At 50.8% G+C, this 20,267-nt stretch carries 26 protein-coding genes; 8 read left to right on the top strand and 18 right to left on the bottom strand.

Annotated features, from left to right (window positions below; all coding sequences use genetic code 11):
• Positions 1 to 21 precede the first annotated feature (21 nt).
• From SACSAC_RS15100 to SACSAC_RS15070, 7 genes are all read left to right on the top strand, one after another.
• Positions 22 to 1,890 carry a cache domain-containing sensor histidine kinase gene (locus SACSAC_RS15100; protein ID WP_051507146.1) on the top strand — a complete coding sequence of 623 codons (1,869 nt, stop codon included), beginning with the start codon at positions 22 to 24 and terminating at the stop codon, positions 1,888 to 1,890.
• 3 nt (positions 1,891 to 1,893) lie between these two features.
• Positions 1,894 to 3,564: a response regulator gene (locus tag SACSAC_RS15095; RefSeq protein WP_037287820.1), complete on the top strand. Its 1,671-nt coding sequence runs from the start codon at positions 1,894 to 1,896 to the stop codon at positions 3,562 to 3,564.
• Positions 3,565 to 3,639: 75 nt separating this feature from the next.
• Entirely contained in the window at positions 3,640 to 4,542 is a 903-nt protein-coding gene (locus SACSAC_RS15090; protein WP_037287818.1) for a carbohydrate ABC transporter permease, read from the top strand.
• 54 nt (positions 4,543 to 4,596) lie between these two features.
• Complete coding sequence (locus tag SACSAC_RS15085) at positions 4,597 to 5,454, top strand: carbohydrate ABC transporter permease (RefSeq protein ID WP_051507519.1); 858 nt, start codon at positions 4,597 to 4,599, stop codon at positions 5,452 to 5,454.
• A gap of 33 nt (positions 5,455 to 5,487) precedes the next feature.
• On the top strand, positions 5,488 to 6,846 hold the full coding sequence (locus tag SACSAC_RS15080) for an ABC transporter substrate-binding protein (RefSeq protein WP_425414814.1): 1,359 nt from the start codon (positions 5,488 to 5,490) through the stop codon (positions 6,844 to 6,846).
• A gap of 39 nt (positions 6,847 to 6,885) precedes the next feature.
• Complete coding sequence (locus tag SACSAC_RS15075) at positions 6,886 to 8,610, top strand: MGH1-like glycoside hydrolase domain-containing protein (protein WP_084778085.1); 1,725 nt, start codon at positions 6,886 to 6,888, stop codon at positions 8,608 to 8,610.
• Between the two features lie 87 nt (positions 8,611 to 8,697).
• On the top strand, positions 8,698 to 9,570 hold the full coding sequence (locus SACSAC_RS15070) for a glycoside hydrolase family 43 protein (RefSeq protein WP_037287815.1): 873 nt from the start codon (positions 8,698 to 8,700) through the stop codon (positions 9,568 to 9,570).
• Between the two features lie 36 nt (positions 9,571 to 9,606).
• On the opposite strand, the gene SACSAC_RS15065 is transcribed toward SACSAC_RS15070, so the two are convergent.
• The 4 genes from SACSAC_RS15065 to SACSAC_RS15045 all read right to left on the bottom strand — a co-directional run bounded on the left by SACSAC_RS15065 (position 9,607) and on the right by SACSAC_RS15045 (position 12,496).
• Entirely contained in the window at positions 9,607 to 10,596 is a 990-nt protein-coding gene (locus tag SACSAC_RS15065) for an NAD(P)H-quinone oxidoreductase (protein ID WP_037287813.1), read from the bottom strand.
• Positions 10,593 to 11,276, bottom strand: a complete 684-nt coding sequence (locus tag SACSAC_RS15060; RefSeq protein ID WP_037287811.1) for a zinc dependent phospholipase C family protein — start codon at positions 11,274 to 11,276, stop codon at positions 10,593 to 10,595. Before SACSAC_RS15060 ends, SACSAC_RS15065 begins: the two co-directional genes overlap by 4 nt.
• A gap of 344 nt (positions 11,277 to 11,620) precedes the next feature.
• Positions 11,621 to 11,980: a hypothetical protein gene (locus SACSAC_RS15050; protein ID WP_051507145.1), complete on the bottom strand. Its 360-nt coding sequence runs from the start codon at positions 11,978 to 11,980 to the stop codon at positions 11,621 to 11,623.
• 90 nt (positions 11,981 to 12,070) lie between these two features.
• Positions 12,071 to 12,496: a hypothetical protein gene (locus SACSAC_RS15045; protein WP_037287806.1), complete on the bottom strand. Its 426-nt coding sequence runs from the start codon at positions 12,494 to 12,496 to the stop codon at positions 12,071 to 12,073.
• A 76-nt stretch (positions 12,497 to 12,572) separates the two neighbouring features.
• Here SACSAC_RS15045 and SACSAC_RS15040 point away from each other — a divergent pair, with 76 nt between their 5' ends.
• Positions 12,573 to 13,094 (top strand): hypothetical protein, encoded by a 522-nt coding sequence (locus SACSAC_RS15040; RefSeq protein ID WP_037287804.1) that lies wholly within the window; start codon positions 12,573 to 12,575, stop codon positions 13,092 to 13,094.
• Positions 13,095 to 13,123: 29 nt separating this feature from the next.
• Here the strand turns inward: SACSAC_RS15040 and SACSAC_RS15035 are convergent, their stop codons facing one another.
• From SACSAC_RS15035 to SACSAC_RS14970, 14 genes are all read right to left on the bottom strand, one after another.
• Entirely contained in the window at positions 13,124 to 13,576 is a 453-nt protein-coding gene (locus SACSAC_RS15035; RefSeq protein ID WP_051507144.1) for a hypothetical protein, read from the bottom strand.
• 93 nt (positions 13,577 to 13,669) lie between these two features.
• Complete coding sequence (locus SACSAC_RS15030) at positions 13,670 to 13,936, bottom strand: hypothetical protein (protein WP_037287802.1); 267 nt, start codon at positions 13,934 to 13,936, stop codon at positions 13,670 to 13,672.
• A gap of 18 nt (positions 13,937 to 13,954) precedes the next feature.
• A complete protein-coding gene (locus tag SACSAC_RS15025; RefSeq protein WP_245608645.1) occupies positions 13,955 to 14,326 on the bottom strand; it encodes a hypothetical protein in 372 nt (123 codons plus the stop codon).
• Positions 14,323 to 14,733 carry a YxiJ family protein gene (locus SACSAC_RS15020; RefSeq protein WP_169833781.1) on the bottom strand — a complete coding sequence of 137 codons (411 nt, stop codon included), beginning with the start codon at positions 14,731 to 14,733 and terminating at the stop codon, positions 14,323 to 14,325. Before SACSAC_RS15020 ends, SACSAC_RS15025 begins: the two co-directional genes overlap by 4 nt.
• Before the next feature lie 62 nt (positions 14,734 to 14,795).
• A complete protein-coding gene (locus tag SACSAC_RS15015) occupies positions 14,796 to 15,248 on the bottom strand; it encodes an HIT family protein (RefSeq protein ID WP_037287797.1) in 453 nt (150 codons plus the stop codon).
• 30 nt (positions 15,249 to 15,278) lie between these two features.
• On the bottom strand, positions 15,279 to 15,938 hold the full coding sequence (locus tag SACSAC_RS15010; protein WP_037287795.1) for a lysozyme inhibitor LprI family protein: 660 nt from the start codon (positions 15,936 to 15,938) through the stop codon (positions 15,279 to 15,281).
• A 96-nt stretch (positions 15,939 to 16,034) separates the two neighbouring features.
• Complete coding sequence (locus SACSAC_RS15005; protein WP_051507143.1) at positions 16,035 to 16,670, bottom strand: histidine phosphatase family protein; 636 nt, start codon at positions 16,668 to 16,670, stop codon at positions 16,035 to 16,037.
• A 21-nt stretch (positions 16,671 to 16,691) separates the two neighbouring features.
• Positions 16,692 to 17,081 (bottom strand): DUF7674 family protein, encoded by a 390-nt coding sequence (locus SACSAC_RS15000; protein ID WP_037287793.1) that lies wholly within the window; start codon positions 17,079 to 17,081, stop codon positions 16,692 to 16,694.
• Positions 17,020 to 17,442 (bottom strand): DMP19 family protein, encoded by a 423-nt coding sequence (locus SACSAC_RS14995; protein ID WP_037287792.1) that lies wholly within the window; start codon positions 17,440 to 17,442, stop codon positions 17,020 to 17,022. Before SACSAC_RS14995 ends, SACSAC_RS15000 begins: the two co-directional genes overlap by 62 nt.
• Before the next feature lie 28 nt (positions 17,443 to 17,470).
• Positions 17,471 to 17,950 carry a hypothetical protein gene (locus SACSAC_RS14990; RefSeq protein ID WP_037287790.1) on the bottom strand — a complete coding sequence of 160 codons (480 nt, stop codon included), beginning with the start codon at positions 17,948 to 17,950 and terminating at the stop codon, positions 17,471 to 17,473.
• Positions 17,947 to 18,480 carry a hypothetical protein gene (locus SACSAC_RS14985; RefSeq protein ID WP_037287788.1) on the bottom strand — a complete coding sequence of 178 codons (534 nt, stop codon included), beginning with the start codon at positions 18,478 to 18,480 and terminating at the stop codon, positions 17,947 to 17,949. The genes SACSAC_RS14990 and SACSAC_RS14985 overlap by 4 nt, the downstream gene beginning before the upstream one ends.
• Positions 18,481 to 18,549: 69 nt before the next feature.
• Positions 18,550 to 18,966 (bottom strand): hypothetical protein, encoded by a 417-nt coding sequence (locus tag SACSAC_RS14980; protein ID WP_156951016.1) that lies wholly within the window; start codon positions 18,964 to 18,966, stop codon positions 18,550 to 18,552.
• Positions 18,908 to 19,732, bottom strand: coding sequence for a nucleotidyltransferase domain-containing protein (locus tag SACSAC_RS14975; RefSeq protein ID WP_156951015.1), 825 nt, complete (start codon positions 19,730 to 19,732; stop codon positions 18,908 to 18,910). The genes SACSAC_RS14980 and SACSAC_RS14975 overlap by 59 nt, the downstream gene beginning before the upstream one ends.
• 50 nt (positions 19,733 to 19,782) lie before the next feature.
• On the bottom strand, positions 19,783 to 20,265 hold the full coding sequence (locus SACSAC_RS14970; RefSeq protein WP_037287784.1) for a DinB family protein: 483 nt from the start codon (positions 20,263 to 20,265) through the stop codon (positions 19,783 to 19,785).
• Between the last annotated feature and the right edge of the window lie 2 nt (positions 20,266 to 20,267).

Raw genomic sequence — 20,267 nt, 5'->3', positions numbered from 1 at the left:
GCTATCGAAAGGAGGCAAACGATGTTTTATTCGCTGCGCAATCGGTTGATTTTGTTTTTCGTGACCCTGCTCGTTTTGTCGTTCAGCACATTGGCGATTCTGCTGTTCAACGAAGCCCGCTCCGTCATCCGCTCCTACATCGAGTCGTCGGCTTTGGAGAAAATGGACGAATACGGTTCTTACGTGGACATGGTGCAGACGCAAATTTACGATCTGGCTTCGCTTGTTTTCAATAGCAATACAACCGAAGAATGGGACTCGACCGTGTCGGACCCGGACGTCGGCAGCGGGGAAAAGATGCTGGCGCATCTGCAAATGAGCCAGTTTCTGACTCGTGCCGCGAACAGCTACTCCAGCGTTTCTTCCGTTAGCATTTACCGGCAGGAAGGCCTATGGATCGGCAGCGGAAGCGGCAGTCCGGTGTATTCGGGAGATTTTTTTAAGCAGGAAGATTGGTACACGCGATTTTTCGCCGAAGGAAAGCATTGGGCTGCCGCTCATCAGGATCAGGCGGAGCTGGAGCAGAATAACCGGCATCCCGTCGTCAGCATGCTGATGCCGATCGGCAGCTTCGAGCCTTCGCGCACCCGCAGCGTCATGAAGATCAATATCGACGCCGACTACTTTACCCGTCCGCTGGACCGAATCCATTTGGGTGAAAAAGGAAATATTTATCTGCTCGACGAAAACGGGCAACCGCTCCTGGAACCGTCGAGCTTTCAAATCAGCGCGTCCGACGCAGAACGAATCCGGCAAATCCGCAATGGTCACGCCAAACAGGGAGTGTTGTACGTATCCGACGAACAAGGGCACACCAGCATCATCGTATACAAAAAGCTGGCCATGACCGATTGGATGCTGATCGGCAAAGTATCCGAAGCCGATCTGTACGCCAACCTGTTCAAACTGCGGATCAGTATCATCATCGCGGCTTCCGTGCTGCTCGTAACGTCGATCATTGTAGCTAGCTTATTGTCTTATAGTATCACGAAACCGCTTTCAAAATTAGTGTCGGCCATGAACGATATCAAGCGCGGCGACTTCGCTAAGGCCCAGCGTAAAATTCCTCCTGCTCTGCCTGTTCACAGCGAGATCGGGTACGTGACGTTCACGTTTGGAGAAATGACCCGGCAGTTGAATCAGCATATCAAAACAGAGTTCGAACTCAAACTTCTGCGCCAACAAGCCGAATACAAAGCGCTGCTGCTGCAAATCAATCCGCATTTCCTGTTCAATACGCTGGAGCTGCTCAGCAGCCTGGCGATGCAAAAGCGCACGGACGATACGGTCAGCGTGATCGAATCATTGGGCAAAATGCTGCGCTTCTCCCTGCATATTAACGACGACCTAACCCCTTTGAAAGAAGAATTGAAGTATGTGCAGGACTATATCGCGATTTTGCGTATCCGGTTCGGCGAGCGGTTGCGGATCAATCTCGATCAGCAGCCCGGCCTCGACGAGCTGAAGACGATCAAATTCATTTTGCAGCCGTTGATTGAAAATGCGGTCAAATACAGCTTGCCTCAGCGCCAAGAAGCAATCGTGAGCATCGAAGTGTATCGGGCGCACCGGCATATTCATCTAGTCGTGCAGGATAACGGTCCCGGCATGTCCGACGAGTCGATCGCCAAATTCCTGCACGCGCCTTCGCCCGCCAGGCTGGAGCAGATCTTGAGCAGCAGCAGTTGGCATATCGGGCTCGGCAACGTGCTGGCCCGCTGCCGCTTGTATTACGGGGATTCTTTCAACGTACATATCCGCTCCCGCCCATTGGACGGGGATAACGAACAAGCAGCGTCAGGCACCCGGATCGAGCTGATAATCCCCATTACGGAAAATGTTCAAAAACCGGAAATTGCTGATATCGAAACCATGAAAAAGGAGCGCTGACCCATGTATACCGTGATGCTCGTCGACGACGAACCGGAAATCATTCAAGGTCTTAAATTGAAGGTCGATTGGGAACGGATAGGCTTGACCGTGGCTGCCGAAGCATCGAACGGACGGCAAGCGATCGAACGATTGGAGCAAGGTCCGGTCGACATCGTGGTGACCGACATGAACATGCCGCTGATGAGCGGAGTCGAATTTTTGGAACAATGCCGATCGCGGTTCCCGGAGATTCTGATCATCGTCATTACCGGCTACGAGGACTTTCAATACGCCCGGGCGGCGATCCGCAGCCATGCCCGCGACTATCTGCTGAAGCCGGTCGCGCGCGACGAATTGGCCCTTTCTTTGGAAAAAGTGAAACAGGAATTGGACCGGAAGCGATCGGATCGTCAGCAGCAAGGCGAGCAGGAATGGCGGTTATCGCGTTATTACGAGGAAATGAAGGAAAATTTCATCGTGCACCTGCTCAAAGACCGCTTCACCCCCGACCGTCAACTCGCGGAGCGTTCGCGGCTGTTTCATCTGGATACTTGGGAAGACAGACGGATTTCCTTCGTCACGCTGGGACTGGGCGAACGCGGTCAGTCGCTGCTGTCCCTTTCCCCGTCCCGCGAACGGGATCGCTCTGCGCCGCAGCGTCCCGCCGATCAGCTGCGTCTGCCGTTCGAGCTGCTGTGCCGGGAATGGGGTCAGCGCACGGAGCAGGCGGCGGCCGTTTTCCGCGATGCCGCCTATCCCGAACTGATGCATGTCATGATCGACGATCAAGACGAATCCGTCAGACGGGAAGCTTCGCTTCGGCTAGACGAGCTGATCGGATTGACCGAACAGCTCGTCGGCATCCGGCCGCTGCTCGGTCAAGGGCCGTCGGTCCAAGGAATGGCCTGCTGGAAAGACGGATATATCGGCGCGCTGCTGGATTGGAACTTGCAGGAGAAGCAGCAGCTCCACGGTTCTTTGGCGAATCAGATGCCGGCAAGTACCGACCATCCGCAATCGATGCGGGATCGGACTCAGGAAATGAATCTCTGCTTGGCAAAAGGAGATTCCGAAGCCTACGATCGACTGCTGCAAGCCGAACTTGAGCAGGCTTTTCGGATATCCCGGCCTTATTTCGCGAAAACGATCTTTCGGATCTGTATCGGTCTGGAACATCTCGCTCACGAGCACCGGCTGGCGTCGGACGAACACGACCGGCTGTGGATCCGTCCCGAGCTGGTGCTCGGACTGCGCGGCACGGAAGAGGCTTTCGCGTTTATCCGCGAAATCGCGTCCAAGCTGTACCGGCAGCTGCAAAAACAGTCTGCCGAGACGTCCGACGACGGTTCACGGATCCGCCAAGCCCAGCATTGGATCGACGAAAACTATATGTATGACCTGAGCTTGACGGATATCGCCGAGCGGTTCAATTATCATCCCTCCTATTTCTCGGAATTGTTCAAAAATCGCACCGGACAGACCTTTATCGGGTATGTGACGGAAGCACGCATGAAGCAAGCCATGCATCTGCTCCGGCATACCGAACTGAATTTATGGGACATCGCCGAGCTGACCGGATTTTCCAATGCCAGCTACTTCAGCTCCAAATTCAAAAAGCTGCACGGCATCGCGCCGTCCGAATACCGTCAGCGGCAATCCGAAAAAAACGATAGCGCTTTGCCGAAGAAATGATATTCAAGCGCACCGCTCCTTTGTCTATGATGGGCTTATCCGGATAGACAGACTATTTAAAGGAGCTGAGAACTGATGAAATCCGTGCGCCGCCGAGAATCCAATTGGACCGCTTACGCTTTTTTGACGCCCTGGTTGATCGGCTTTTTTTGCCTGACGCTGGGCCCCATGCTCGGTTCGCTGTATTTATCGCTGACCCAGTATAATCTGCTTTCTCCCCCGCAGTGGATCGGAACCGAGAATTACCGACAGATCTTCACGCAGGACGGCACGTTCACGGCTTCGCTGCTGCTGACGTTCAAATACGTGTTCTTGTCGGTTCCGCTGCGGCTGATTTTTGCCCTGGCGATCGCGCTGGCGCTAAACAAAGGCATTCGCGCGCTGGGCATCTACCGAACCGTATACTACATTCCGTCCTTGCTCGGAGGCAGCGTGGCGATCGCGATCGTCTGGCGGCAAATTTTTGACGGAAGCGGCGCCTTAAATCAATTTCTATCCTGGTTCGGCATTCAAGGCCCGGCCTGGATCTCGCATCCCGACTATATCGTGTACACCATCGTCAGCTTGTCGACCTGGCAGTTCGGCTCCGCGATGGTGATCTTTCTGGCCGGCTTGAAACAGGTTCCCGCCGATCTGTACGAAGCGTCGCAAATCGACGGAGCGGGCAAGGTCAAGCAGTTTTTCCGCATTACGCTGCCCATGCTGTCGCCGGTGTTGTTTTTCAACCTCGTCATGAGCATCATCAATTCGTTCCAGGCGTTCACCCCGGCTTACGTGATCGGCGACGGGCGCGGCGGGCCGCTTGATGCGACGATGTTTTACACGCTGTACCTGTATTTGAAAGGCTTCTCGTTTTTCGATATGGGATATGCTTCCGCACTGGCTTGGATCATGCTGGTCATCATCGGGGCATTCACGGCGCTTGTGTTCTTGACGTCCCGATTCTGGGTATTCTACGGCGATCAGGAAGGGAGATAACGGAACATGAATATCAAAACGACTTCTGCCGATTCTTCTGCAAACGCTTCCGAAATGTCCCGTTCCCGCACGGCGCATCGGACGGTTCGCTTACGGGCGCTGCTGAAGCATATCGTCATTATCGGGTTCGGCCTGCTGATGCTGTATCCGGTGCTTTGGCTGATCAGCAGCTCGTTCAAGCCTAATCAGATCATCTTCAGCAGTCCCGGACTGATCCCGCAGACGTGGACGTTCGAAAATTACGTCAACGGTTGGAAAGGACTGCAAGGGGTATCGTTCGGACGCTTTTTCGCCAACTCCGCCTTCATCTCCGTCATGTCCGTGCTGGGCAACTTGGTGACGTGCTCGATGGCCGCTTACGCGTTCGGACGGTTGAACTTCCGCTTTAAAGGTCTCTGGTTCAGCCTGATGCTGGTCACGATCATGCTGCCGTATCATGTGGTGCTGGTGCCGCAGTACGTCATTTACAGCAAGCTGGAATGGATCAACACGTACTTCCCGCTGATTCTGCCCAAATGGCTGGCCCACGACTCCTTCTTCATCCTGCTGATGGTGCAGTTTATCCGCGGCCTGCCGAAAGAACTCGACGAGAGCGCCACCATCGATGGATGCAGCCAGCGGCAAATTTATTTCCGGATCATTCTTCCGCTGCTGGTTCCCGCCTTGATCTCGACCGCGATCTTCACGTTCATCTGGTCGTGGGACGATTTCTTCAGCCAGATGATCTATCTCAGCGATATCAATCTGTTCACGGTGCAGCTCGGCATCCGCTCGCTGTTCGACCCGTCGGGACAATCCGATTGGGGCGGCCTGCTGGCGATGTCGGCGTTGTCGCTGCTGCCGATCACCGTCATCTTCTTGGCGTTCCAACGCTACTTCCTGGAAGGAATCGCGACGACCGGCCTGAAATGAAAAAGCTTTTATCCAAACACGAGGAGTGATTCGATGAGCATGTTCAGCAAAAAGGGTAAACGGTGGATGACAGGGTTGAGCGCGCTGACGGTTACGCTGCTGCTCAGCGCCTGTTCCGGCGGCAGCGGCGGTCCCGCAGCGCAGCAGGCAGGCGGCGGCAGCGAAACAAGCGAAGCGGCCGGCGGCCAAACGGAACTGCGCATGATGTGGTGGGGCGATCAGAAGCGGGCGGACACGACCAACCAGGCGATCAAGCTGTTCGAGCAAAAGAATCCGGATATCAAAGTCATGGGCGAATTCGCGCCTTCGACCGGATACTTCGACAAGCTGAACACCCAGCTCGCTTCCGGCACCGCGCCGGACGTCTTTTTCCTCGGCGGCAACGTCACGGATTACGCCAGCAAAGGCGTGCTGCTCGATCTGACGCCTTACGTCGGAAACGAGCTGAAGCTGGATCAGATGGACCAATCGCTGGTGGAATACGGCACGCTCGGCGGCAAACTGGTGAACGTCTCCGCCGGAGCCAATGCCCGCGGGATCGTCGTCAACAAAACGCTGTTCGAAAAAGCCGGCATGCCGATCCCCCAAGACGGCTGGAACTGGGACGATTACGCGCGGATCAGCAAGGAGTTGTCCGACAAGCTGGACGGCGTGGCCGGCACGTACAACTTCACGTTCGACGGGATGGATATTTTCCTGAAGCAAAACGGCAAGCAGCTGTACGACATGGAAAACGAAGCGTTGGGCTTCGAAGAAGCGGACATTTTGCCGTGGTATCAATATTGGGACGAAACGACCAAAAACGGAGGCGTCGTCTCGCCGGAGATGCAGGTGTCCAACCCGCCGAACGATACCGCCAAAACGCTGCTGATCACGAGCGGCGTCGGCATGACGTTGATTCCTTCGAACCAGCTGGCCGCTTTCCAAAACCTGACCGAGGACGAGCTGGTCTTGGTCCAAGTGCCGCGAGGTCCGAAAGGTACCGGCGTCGTGTTCGAATCCAGCCAAGGCTTGTCCGCGTATGCCAAAACCGAACATCCGGAAGCCGTCGCCAAACTGATCGATTTCTGGATCAACGACGCCGATGCGGCGAAGATTCTCGGCAGCGATCGCGGCGTTCCCGTCACGGCGGCCAATCGGGAATTGCTGCAAAAAGACGCGAGTCCGGCGGATCTGATCGTGTACGAGTATACGAGCCGCGTATCGGAAGCCGCCGAAAAAGAGAACTTCGTCGTCAGCTATAACATCCCCGGCGGCGCCGAGTTCACCAAGCTGGGCGAAACGACCGTTCAGGAGATCGGCTTCGGCCGCAAGTCGGTCGAGCAGGCCGTATCGGATTTCTACAAAGGCGCGCAGCAGATTTTCGCCAAAAACAAAACTTCGGCTCAGTAAATCCTTGGTTGTATATCGATGCCGCAAAGGAGCGTGGACATGAACGACGAACGAACGGAACTTTACGCCGATCCCGACGCCCCGTTTTCTGAAAAGATTCTTCCCCTGCTGCAAAAACTGCGGAATCCTTCCCCCGTTCAGCAGGAAGAAAGCAGCTCGCTGCATCTCCGCTTGTCGGAACAGTGGCAGCAAAGCGGCGTAAATTTCGCGACGTCGACCGGGGAGCTGGAAAGCCGGCACCGCGAAGCTCGGCGGCAGCTCATGAATTGTATCGTGCCGACGGCCGGACTGGGACCGATCCTGCATGAAGGCGGCACCTACTTCGGCTGCTGGCTGGAAAGCACGGGCACGATCAATACGGAAGTGCTGGCACGCTTTCTGCCCGAAGTCGCGGAAAATACGTACCGGGGCTTCGCCGCTTTCCAGCGCGAAGACGGATTGCTGCCTTACAAGATCACGCCGGACGGGCCTTCTTACCGGCAGATTCAATTGGTTACGCCGCTGGCGCGTTCGGTCTGGAACTACGGCCGTTTGCACGAAAAAGAAACCTCGGCGGATACCTCGGATTTTCTCCCGGTCATGTACGAAGCAATGCGGCGGTACGACCGTTGGATCGGCACTTATCGCGATACGCGCGGCACCGGCTGCGTCGAAGCGTTCGGCGCGTTCGATACCGGACACGATCTGTCGCCGCGCTTCTGGCATGTGCCGGACGTGCCGTATCGGGGCGATGCCGCCGCTTGCGATCCGCATTCGCCGCTGCTCCCTTTTTTGGCTCCGGATCTGACCGCGAACATCTTTTGCCAGCGGACGTATCTGTCAAAGATCGCGGAGCGGCTGGAGTATCCCGATGCCGGTCAGGATTGGCTGCGGATGGCGGAGCAAACTCTGGACAGTCTGTATCGATACTGCTTCGACGAACAGGATCAGTTCTTTTACGACCGTGACCGTCACGATCAGTGGGTGCGGGTGCAGTCGGACGTGCTGCTGCGGGTACTGGCCTGCGAAGTGGGCGACGGCGAATTTTTCGCCGAGACGCTGCGGCGCTATCTGCTGAACACGTCCAAGTTTTTCGCCAAATATCCGTTGACGTCGATCGCGATGGACGATCCCCGCTTCGACCCGTTCAATCATTACAACAGCTGGTCGGGCCCGACGAACTTTTTGACCATTCTTCGCACGCCGCACGCGTTCGAGCATCATCAGCGGCACGTGGAATTGTCCTGGGTGCTGCATCCGATCTTAAGCGCGTTCGCACGCTCGGATCGGTTCGCCCAATGTCTTAGTCCGTGGACCGGAGAGATGGGATTCACGGAGCAGTACTCCCCTTCGATCCTGGCGCTGCTGGATATCGCGGAACGGCTTTGCGGCATCCTGCCGCAGCCCGACCGAACGTTGGCGTTCACGGGCCTGCTGCCGAGCGCCGGCGATCACGGCGAAGAGATCGCCGGGGATACCGCCTACAGCCGCACGGTGGACGGGATTCATTACGAACTCGTCAACACGCCGGATCGATGCTTCATGTACAAAAATAACAGGCCGCATCTCAGCTTTCCTTACGGATTGCGAATCGTGACGGATCGCGCAGGGAATTTGCGAACATGTATCGGAATGAGCGTGCAGACGGTACGAGGCGTCGTACGGTACGACAATCAGGAGTTGGAAGTCGTCGTCAAAGGCAATGAAATTCAGGAGTACGAGCAGAAGGAGCAAAACTTCCGTACGGTCGGCGATCCGGGGATCGCGTATCCGTCGTACGGTTAGGTCTATTACAATCATAAAAGACCGCGGCCGGAGCAGGTGCGCAGTTCGTCCCCTCTCTGTCCGCGGCCTTATAAAAGGAGCAGATTCATGTTATTGTCGGAAATTCAAATTCGGGACCCGTATATCGTGACGGACAAGGAAGCGGGAGCCTATTATTTGTTCGGCAGCACCGATCGGGATATTTGGAACGAAGGCACGGGCTTCGACGCTTATGTCAGCCGGGATCTGGAGTATTGGGAAGGCCCGCATCCAGCGTTCCGCCCGGAACCGGGATTTTTCTCCGAAAAGAACTTTTGGGCGCCGGAAGTACATGTTTATCAAGGCCGGTATTATATGTTCGCTACTTTTCGGCGCAAAGACAACGGGCTGCTCGGCACGGCCATTCTGGACGCGGATCATATTCTCGGTCCTTACCGCCCGCGCAGCCAAGGTCCGGTCACGCCGGAAGATTGGAGTTCGCTGGACGGCACGTTATACGTGGACGAACAGCAGCAGCCGTGGATGGTGTTTTGCAGGGAGTGGCAGCAGATCGGCGACGGCACGATATGCGCCATGCCGCTAGATGCGGAACTGACCGCGGCGGCCGGAGAACCGGTGACTTTGTTCCATGCTTCGGCGGCGCCGTGGGCCACTCCCTTTTCTGCCGAGCGCTATCCGGACCGGGAAAACTATGTTACGGACGGGCCGTTCCTGTTCCGGAACGAAGATCGGCTCTGCCTGATTTGGGCCAGCTTTATCGACAACCACTACGCGCTCGGACTGGCGGTATCGGAGTCCGGCACACTGCAAGGCCCGTGGACGCATGAGGATACGCCGCTGTACGGCAGCGACGGCGGACACGGGATGATTTTCGAAACGGTAGAAGGCGAAAAAATGCTCGCGCTGCATACGCCGAACCGCACGCCGCACGAGAGAACGGTTTTGATACCGCTGGCTTCGCTGTCAGGGATCGAGAAATAATGAGTCCGGTCGTCGCCATCCAGGATTGCGATCGATTTATGCCTGGATGTTCTGCACGCCGAGCACGATCTTCCCGATATTCCGGTTCTCCTCCATATGCCGCTGGGCTTCCATTGCTTCCGCAAGCGGAAAGACCGTGTCGACGATCGGCTTGATTTCGCCTTTTTCCATATGCGGCATGACGTCCCGGACGAAATCGCCCGTAAGCTTGGCTTTATACTCGTCGCTTCTCGGCGTCAGCAGCGTACCGGTCAACTGCACGCATTTGGACATGAGGGCGAACAGATTCACTTTTTCCACCTGCACTCCGCCCAGTATGCCGATCAGCACCCAGCGTCCTTCTTTTTTGATGCTGGCGAGGTTTTTGTCCCAGTAATCCGCGCCGACGAAATCCAGGATCAGATCGACGCCTTTGCCGTCCGTGGCGCGCAGAACTTCTTCCTCGAAGGATTGTTCTTTATAGTTGATCAGCACGTCCGCGCCCAGCTCTCCGCAAAAATCGAGCTTTTTTTGCGAGCCGGCCGTCACGATCACTTTCGCCTGACTGAGCGTGCGGGCCAGTTGGATCGCCGCCGTTCCCACGCCGCTTGCGCCCGCATGAATCAGCACCGACTCATGCTGTTGAAGCCGTCCGATCGTATACAACGTCTGGTAAGCGGTCAAGAATACTTCCGGTACGGCCGCGGCCTGTTCGAACGAATATTCGGCCGGAATCTTCATCGCCCGGTCCGCCGGCATCACCGCGTATTCCGCGTAGCCTCCGCCGTTAACAAGGCCCATAACCCGATCGCCGGGCGCAAAGCCCGTTTCTTGATCCGCTTGTTCCACGATTCCCGCGATCTCTACTCCGAGGACCGGATTCGTCGCGTAGCCGGATTGACCTTCCCGCGTGACGATATCCGTCCGGTTGACGGCCGCGGCCTGCACGTTGATCAACAGTTCGCCCGAAGCGGGCTTGGGAATCGGAAGTTCCGTAACTTGCAGCGTATTGATGTTCGATTGTCGTTCGACGATAACGGCTTTCATGGTTGTCCACTCCTTATTGAGTATCTATAGTTGCGGCGAGACAGGCGTGCGTCCCATTCGTCCAAAATCGTTCGAATCTCGCCGCCTGCCTGTTCGATAAACACTTCAACGATTTCGCGCGTGATGAATCGGGGCGGATTGGCCGGTTTGTTCGACGCGTCTTTGAACCAACGGATCGTGCGGGTTCTCCACTCGTCGATCTCCTGCTCGCTGAGCAGCGGATCCATCGCGCAGGCCGGTACCCGCGCCAGGCTTTCCCAAAGGTCTTTTTTCCAAACGGAAGTCTCGTACAGCGCAAAATCTACGCCGTCCGTGTCGATATAATAACCGGTTTTGATCTCGCTCTCGGGAATTCCGTCCTGCTGGGCTTGGTCTTTGAAATCGGCATAAACGCGAAGTCCCCATAAATAATCGGTTAAGATATGCGCAAAGTACCCTTGAACGTACAGCTTCCATTCTTCGCTCGGATTTCGGCCGATCCACTGCGCGTAATGACGCTCCAGCTGATCGGGAGTCGTTTCTTTGCCGCCGAAATGGGTGCGCAGCTTGTCTTCGCGGCCGGTTCCTTTTCTCATATGAATAGCATCCGGCGCAACGCTTCCGAGCACGAACGGGTCGGGGACGGAGCTTCCTGCAAAGTAACGGGAGGCGACTCCCAAGTGAACCATAGGCAAAGGCATGATTGGCATTCCTTTCTGAAAAGAGGATTGAGTGTTGGGAATTAGATAAGTTTTTGGCTGATGATCGTATGGATCTTTTTACAATTTTCGCGCTGAACGATTTTGATCAACGATACTTCTTGCACTTCGGTTTGCATCGTTGACAATTTTTCCGTGCTGAAGCGTAACGCTTCAGATAACTTGTCGGTGTTCAGGTGGTTGCGAGCGTACAGTGAGGAGCCCATTGGCCGGGATGATAGACCGGATTCGGATGGCTTCTTTCGTATGTGTATCAAAATACAGGACAACACCGTACAAGGGGCAGCTCACCGCTTTCTGCTATAGGTATTCGATAGATGCTGCATTTAAAGCTTAAACAAAATCTGTTCTTCCATGATCGTTTTTGCGTAACCGTTCCAATCCTTAAGATCGGTATTGATTTCATATGTAGAAACAGCCGACTTTGCCGATTGCGCGCGAAGTCGGTTTTGGGTATCGATCAAATCTTGACAAGCTTGCTGCATATCTTCATTGGATTTATTCGCCCACTCTTGCGGATTCCTGCTTTTTATTCGTTCCTCCGCTCGATCGTCCGAAATGGTGAGCAGTATGCATCGGGCGCCGAGTTCGCTCAGCTGCTTCTCCAATGTCGCAATGTCGATATCGTTCGAATCCGGGAATGCGACCCGATGATTCAAATGGAATCGTTCCAATACGAAAAACAAGCCTCTAGTACCTTGTCAACTCTTAATCAGAGGATTACGTTTGGCTGATCATCTTATGGTTATTTTTCCTTCCGGTTAATGTCTGTTAAGTTAAAAGTCCAATTGATCCGAGTTTTTCTCTTTTGTAGCTAACCGTATTTCTGTATCCGTATTGTTCTCATCCCTGGATAAAGCCACGACTTGGATCTCTACATTTGTAAACAAAGGTTTCCAATCCGGCTTTTGCGCTTTCGAAGCGATATCCGTTAACAAGTCATCGATCAGCTTTTGCCGTTCTGCCGGAGGCGGCGTCTTTTCCCCTTCGAAACGGATCGCGATACGCAGCTGCCGATCCGAAGAGTTATACACATTCGCCGTAAACACGATAAACCCGGGATAACGGTCGGGAAGTTCAGCGATCACGTCATCGATGGCACGACGGCCCTCCGGCGTTTCCGGAAAAGGCTTGGGTTGGCTGCATGCCGCCGCGAGCAGAAGCATCAACAAGCCGAGCAGCAAAATGCTTTTCTTTTTCATTTTAATCCCCCTTTTCAACATAAACGGGTAAGGTATGCTTATAGTTGGCTGATCACGTCATGACGAGGAGGATTCCATGCGAAACAAGGTTATGGTTTTGATTCTGACCGCAATCCTTACGCTGACCGGAGTTTATGTATATGCGGATCGATCGTTGCTCGCGCTTCAAATAGGCCTGACCTTACCGCTGCAGTGGGAAGATCCGTACGGAAAACAGGAGGAGCCGATTATGCTTACGACTCGTCCAAGTCAGTTATCCGAACCCCGTGTTTCTCTGACTCCGCTCTACTATCTGCCGGAATCGAAAAAGCTTCAGTTCGGATTAGGCTACAGCAAGCACAAATATCAGGCCGACCCGTCCATGAATATTCCCGATCGGATTTTTCACGTTACGGTTCGGGATGCAGACGGTCAGATATTCGATAAAGATACGGTGATCAAAACTACGGGTTTATTCGACGAGTTTCAGCGAAGATCGATCAATGTCGATTTGGACGGTCGGGACTCTATAGAAATCAATGTTGCTTGGATTTCGCAGGACGGGAATGTTCTCACTCCGATCGAGTCCTCAAGTTTTAAAGTGGTACTGGAGGAATAACAAATGAATCGAACGGAAGCCAAATTCTGCTACGGATTGGGATCGTTCTCATGCCAAATGCGATACGCCTCAATGTTTTGTTCGGAATAATCGCTTGCGTTCGATGTTTTGAAATATCGGGCATAATAAGAATGTCCATTCGTTTCTTTATTTTCATCCGTACTGATCCGAAGATGCACGGTCGATATTTCCAAATTCCAGTTGACGCTGCGAGCAATCTCGTTGATCCGCTCCACCGTCGAAAACTTTTCGATTTCGGCGAGGATCGATTCCAGCTCTTCCTGACTCGGTTCCTGGTTCATCTCGATTGCGTAATAAAGATTGGGACGAGTGAATGTGATCCGAACTTTTTCGATCAACGGGGAAAGTTCTTTTAAATCTTGAATTAACTCTTTGGTCGAATCGGTATGCACACGATGCGTGGTACTGCAACCTGCCAGAAGCAGAACAAGACTCAACAAGACGATCGTCAACTTTTTCATTGGCAGCTCCGATCATTGCATATTGGCGAATAGATTGATAGGGCTTGCATGGTGTTACTCATATGCAGCGTTATATCTTTTAGAAGTTTCAACCTATTCTTCAAATAAAATTTTTCCGATCAGATTTTCGGCTTCTTGTTTTGTTATATTGACCAGTATCCCAAATTCGGACGTATGTTCTCGATATTCGCTTCCATAATTTAAATGCTCGATACCTTTAACCTGAACTCGTATTTCTTCGGTTTCATTCTTAACGTAATTTCCGATTCCAATAGAAGCCGTCGAGTCTTGAAGCGTTCCTGCTAACACATAGCCCCTGTCTGTTATGTTAAATACTGCTGTAACTTGTAAAGCAAACATATGCCATCTCCTGAATGTTTAATTTGCGGCCTGGTACTCCTCCAACCATTCCTCGAGCTTCTTTTTGATTAGGAAGCGATCTTTGGAGGAAAAGCTTTTAACTTCATTCCAATATCCGTCTACAAGTTGCAAAAAGTACTCCCCGTTAATATCAGAATCCGGATACCAACCCAAATCAAACAGTAAAGTATTGTCTCGATCCGAAATATAAGGCCGGCCTTTTTTGACTTTTAGTTTCTCGATTTGCATTAAGTCCTGAGTAAAAAAAAACCAATTTTCGATGAAGTCGTCACTGTCTGCGCTAAGAACAGGATCGACATCATGGAATTTGTTATACGTGATAGCGTAACCCGCAGGAATCTTAAGTTGCATAAGTTCCAATGGTTTCACCTTCTTTTCTCCTGCTTATCTTTCAAATCAATCAACTCAATCAGCCGCGCTCTCCAGTCATTGATTAGGCTCAACTCTTGGTCCAAGCTCTGATATTCATCCAAGCGGTAGCTTTCCAGAAACCTGTATTTGGGGAACCATTCAAAGAAGGACTTACTTAACCATTCTCTTGTCTTGTAACGCTCCAAAGGGTCTTCAAGTTTCAGGCGGATACCTCCTGAAGCTAGTCCGTGGGTGTAGGCCGTATAGGTGCTGAAGTCTGCGTTTATAATTTCATCAGGCGCGTATCTTTTGAACTCTTCGGCAAAATCATGCTGTAAGTTTTGCAGATCACGGGATAACATCGAATCCTGTTTGGTACAATCTTGGTAGTAACGCTCAATAAGTTCTCTCATCTTTTCTTGCAATCGCATCACCTTACCTATCCGTTGAGATTAATCTCTTCGATTGTTTCTTTGTAAAAGGTCACTCAACTATAATTATTAATCCATGAACGCAATTTCTCAGCTTTAAAAGCACGTTCGTTCGGGTCGGATTCAGATCCGTTAGTTAGGTATAGTTCATCATTCACATACCTGGGATACACATGCAGATGATAATGCCACACGTCCTGATTGCCGGCAGGCTCGTTATGTTGTCGCGTGGAGATCCCCTCGCACGCGTATACATTTTTCATAGCAAACGCAGTAAGCTGAGCGGCACGATGAATCTCGGCAGCCAAATCCACCGGGAGTTCAAAAATGTTCTCAACATGCTCATTCGGCACAACGAGAACATGTCCTTTATTATTCGGCCACCATTTTTTCGCGACGAGTGCGGTTACATATTCATTTTGATAAATGATATCCCTTTGTTTGGCTCCCATATTGGCCTGGCAAAACGGACATTCATACCCTTCAGGTTGATGCGAGTTCATTTTCATATTTCGGCTCTCCTATCCATACCTTCCGTGCTATAAATCACTTTGATCGTCGCGTTCTTCATGATCATATGCAAAATCCACGGCCTCTCGGTCGATGCTGAACAGATATTCCATCAGTTTGATCGTTCTTTCTTTTGTTTGCCGGGATTGAGCTGCTAACAAATTCACAGATCCCTGAGTACCGAAATCTCGGGTGAGAATAAACTTGTCGAGGACAAAAGCATAATCCGCATCCATGTAAGTTTGCCAGCTTTTTTGCGATTGCTCCAGATTAACTCGATCTTCTTCGTCTAATAAAGGATACAGATGCTCCAGCGTCGCGTTCATTTCCTTTTCCCATACGGCTAGATATCTGCCCTCAAATGCTCCCCATTCCAGCGTTGTCGTAACGTGCTTTTCTTGAAGTTGCTTAAGTTCCTGCTGGTAGTCTTGATCAATTGGGTTAGCATGAATGATATTCGAAAAGTCGTCATTGCCTTGGTAATCCCCGTAGTGCTGACCTTCCTCGATCTGCACCTTTAAATTTTCCGGCTCTTTCTCTGCATTCCGGTATCCCTCTATTCGAGTTTCCAGCAGATTCATCTTCTCCTGGCTGCTTTTTAACTTCATAGCCATGACGATACAAAAGCAGACAGCAACGATCAGCAAGATTAGAATCACTAAGCGGTACGTTACACCTTTTTTACTCATCCGAACACCTCGAAAATGCCTGTTCAAACTCGTCGTTTCCAAGCAAATAATCGATCACTTCGCGAATCCTTTTTTTGCTTCCTATATCGATTAATATCATGTCTTCAATATCCCATTGCCCTTCTGACCACTCAGGTCAATATTGATTTTGCTCGCTTGTTGCTCTCCGAGATGTTGGGTGCAGTTATGCAGTTCGCAAGTCCATTGATGATCCAACTTGGTTAACAGGGTCATGGACGTATTGCCGAAATTCATGATTGGAAAATCAGCAAGTAGATGAACCATATTGAATTGGATGAAGGCACCATGAGCCACGACCAACACTTTTTCATCGGGATGCTTCAACATAATTTCCTCTAAAAACGCTTTGCCCCTTTGTTGAACTTGCTCTATAGGCTCAAGTCCCAGATCTGATTCGATCCAAGCAGCTCCCCACTTCGCGACCCGTTCCGCTTCAGTCGTGCCTTCGATCAATCCGCCAAATCTTTCCCGAAGACGATCATCCAAATGGACATCGACTCCAATCGCTTCTCCTATGATTAAAGCCGTTTCCTTCGCTCTTGCTAACGGACTGGAATAGATGTAAGCCCAATCCTCCATGCTTAGTCTCGCCGCCAAAAGTTCTGCCTGCCGAATCCCGTCCTGATCCAAGGAAATATCAGCGCTCCCCTGTGCTCGCCCTTCCTTGTTCCAATGGGTGCTGCCGTGTCTGATCAGTGCTATAGTTGTCATGTCGCTGTCCTCCTTTATCATTTATTGAATCTTGCCATTCCAAAAATCGATCAACTGATTCCACGCCCGCTTCGATTCCGGTTGTAACCATACTTCGAATGCACGGAGTTCAATTCCTTTGTCCAGCAATTGATTTTGCAGCGTTTCTAAAACACCGACTACGGCAAAATCTTGGACGTACGAATCTCCATGCACAAGCATCTGCTCGATCGCGTCAAACGCTTCGTCGAATTTATCCGTCTTTTGCTTCGCGTAACATTCGATCATATACGCAGTAAAGTCGCCTATATCCACGTACAGCAATCTTTCTTCTTCGTTTTCATAATTCTGTTCGATGTATGTTTCATATCTATTGATATAGGACGGGCAGGCTTGGAGTAAGATGGGGAAGATTTGCTGCTTTTCGATCATATGAATTTAGATATAATCGGTCAGCCAGCTCCTCTATCTTTTTCAATGCTTCTTCATTGATAGAGTGCCGGTCTTCAAACGAGGTAACTTGGTAAGGGTTTAATTCGATTTTAGTCTCAACGTTAATTTTTTCAACTTGCTTTTCTATCTCCTTTAATAGGGCTGCATCTTTTGCAGCTCCGATCAATTGCAAGGCTGCCACCGTCTCGCTCAAGTATCTGCCGGAAGAGTTCTCCAAAAAACCTAAAATTCCGTTCATCGTTAATTCCGCGTCGAAATCAATGATCCACATGATTATCCTCAGCATTTCAGGGAGTTCTTCAATGCTGTTCCTGATTGCACGGGCCTCTTCCGTATACATCACCTCAACTTAGAAATTGCGAATAGGGCTACTTATACGCTTTGTTCCACTCTTCCAGCCAGCCTGGATAAGACATCCCGGTCATTTCCTCCAACGTCTCGCCGTCAATGCTGTACACCCAGCCCATATGCAGCTCTTGATAATCCGGAATACTGTAGCCTCCGATAACGTCATCGCCCGATTCCATCACATAGATGACCGTTTGTTTTTTATCCTGATCGCTAAGTTCGTCCAACGGATGATGATTCACAATGAATTTGCTTGTACGGATCTGTTTGCCTATGTAAGCATCCGGCGCTTCGCTCTGCACGCTCCAATATTGGATATACGGCATTTCCGTGAGCTGACTTTTTGTCAGCGTATATTCGTAGGCCTCTTTTTCTTTTTTGACAATCGTATAGCCCTTCTCTGTGATAAATTGCTCCGCTGCATCGGAATCTTCATTCGCCCCGCCGCAGCCGACAAGAAGAATCAACAGTAAAAAAACAACAAGGCTGCCTCTATTCATGATCTGACCTCTGATTCGATATGGGTGATCGTTTCGATGACTCGGCTGTATACGTCTTCGATGTCGGATCGATTCGGCTCGTCATTTTGCAATCCGTATGACCAGTATTTAGAGTTGCGACGATCGCCAAAGTAGCCGCTCACATAAGAATCCGTGTTTAGATCCGGAAACTCTTCATACGTCCGCTGCTCGCTGATAAAAGGCAAATGGGACTTCTTGGACTCGATGAAGAAAAACGGGACGCCCGCCGTCTTGTACGTAAGGGCATACTTCGAGTCGGCGGCTTCGGATAAATGCTCTTCGGTGATAAAAACAGCATCGTACCCGGATGAAGAATCCACCTTCTCCAGCTGGTCGAAGTCTATTTGCTCGAAATTCACGTTCCGCTCTCGCATAGTTGGCGGCGTTCCGATGATCCCGATCGTAACCGATTCTCCTTCGTAGTTCGGAGCGCGCACCGGATCAGACGTACACCCGGCCAAAGCAATCGATAAGAGACATGCGGCAAGAATCCCAATGGATCTATGCATTAGACGATTCCTCCTTTTCATAATCAACGCTTGGAATGCTCGAGTCGTTGAGTTCGTTTTACGTCAATCTTATTTTTCTTTTAATCGTTCGACGTATCGGAGTGGAATTTCTGTGATTTTTGCAACTTCGGCTGCTTCTATCCCTAATTTCAGCGCATTTCTGGCGATTCTTAAGCTACGTTTCACTTGGATGATTTGATTTTTAACGACTACACTCTCAAAATCCAAATAATCATCAGCAATCTCACCATTCAAAAAGAATTCCATATCATAAGTTCCGATGAGCGCTTCGATGTAAAAGATATTTATTGAGCAAAATATCGAAGCTTCTGCTGCGTTAAAACTATATTTCAAATAGATGGTGCGCTCTTCCAAACTTATGAATTCATCGTACAACTTCCCGCTAAACGTTCGATGATAATCGTCTTTATTCTCGCCCTGCCATGCCTGATATGCATGCCAGTAGTTTTCTTTCGTTCGCTTCATTGCGCAAGGAATCTCTAGAAACCGCCATTGCATGCAACGCCTTCTCAACATAGCGATACGCTTCATCTGCGATTTTCAGAAACTCTTCCGCAGACACATCACTGTTCAAGTAACAAGCATACAGATACTCAACGATGGCCGAGTCGATCTCGCAATAGTTCAAAAGGTCATTTTTCATCTGCCCCATATCATCTTGCCACACGCCTGTATCTTCCAAAATCAAGGAATATAGCGCACGCAGCAATCTCTTGGAGTAACCTTTGGTATATCTGATTTCCATAGAGCGATCACCGGCATTGGAAAGCGAATGACGTATACGCTCTACTTCCTCCCGGGTCTCTATATTCAAATCTAAAATGAACGCCGGAGAAATCACGATTGGAGGTACTTTTTCACCGATATCCTTACCGTATACGCAAATACAAATGACCTTAATCCAAAAACCCCACTCGTGCGGCCTGCTGGTTACATCGTCAATCGAGCAAATGATCGTATCAATCTTCGTTAAAAATGGATATTCCTTTAACATTCGATCTTTGATTGCGGATACTTTTGCGTAATCGATATCTTCTGGATTTTCGCATAGGATCGTAAAGTCCGCGTCGGATTTAAAAGGCGTAGCCGTTCCTTTCGGAATGGAGCCGCACATATAAAGGCTATGGATGTTTTCATTGAATTCGGCGCGGATTTCATCGATATAAGTATCCACAAAATTTTGATATTCGCTTTGGATTTCGATTTTAGGTATCACTTTTTCCAATATCATATAGACTCCTCCTAGATAAAAGCTGCTTTCAGCCTTTTTGTATCTGCATGCTACTCTCTGGGTTTGATCAGCCTTTTACCAATGAGATTAGCGGATACCGGTTTCTTTCCAAGTTCTCTTGCCCAGATTGATAATTGGCCGATATGATGAATTTCATGAGCAATAACATGGCGCATCACTTCACCCCACGCATCTACATCTACTTTCCCATTGGGTTGAGTGTCGAAAAAAGAACGGGTTTCCATACTTTCATCCCATGAGTCCACAAATCCCTCTACTTCCGGTCGAAACGTACGATCTAATTGCATCACCTTCTCTAACGTCTTATAGTTCTCAAAGCTTTCTTGGAAGTCTGATTTTCCTTGCAAAGAACGAATCCAACTCCACTCCACATCTACAATATGAAAAAGAGTCTGCAATATGCTTCCAACCCCTCCTGTTCGCGGGCGAATCAGCTCGTCATACGGTACTTCTGCGCACCATTCGTACCACTGCTCTCTCACGATCCAGTTATATTCAAAAAATGTCCGCATAA

This window comes from Saccharibacillus sacchari DSM 19268 (assembly GCF_000585395.1).
GTDB classification, from domain to species: Bacteria; Bacillota; Bacilli; order Paenibacillales; family Paenibacillaceae; genus Saccharibacillus; species Saccharibacillus sacchari.
This window is presented reverse-complemented; position numbering and strand designations above follow the sequence as displayed.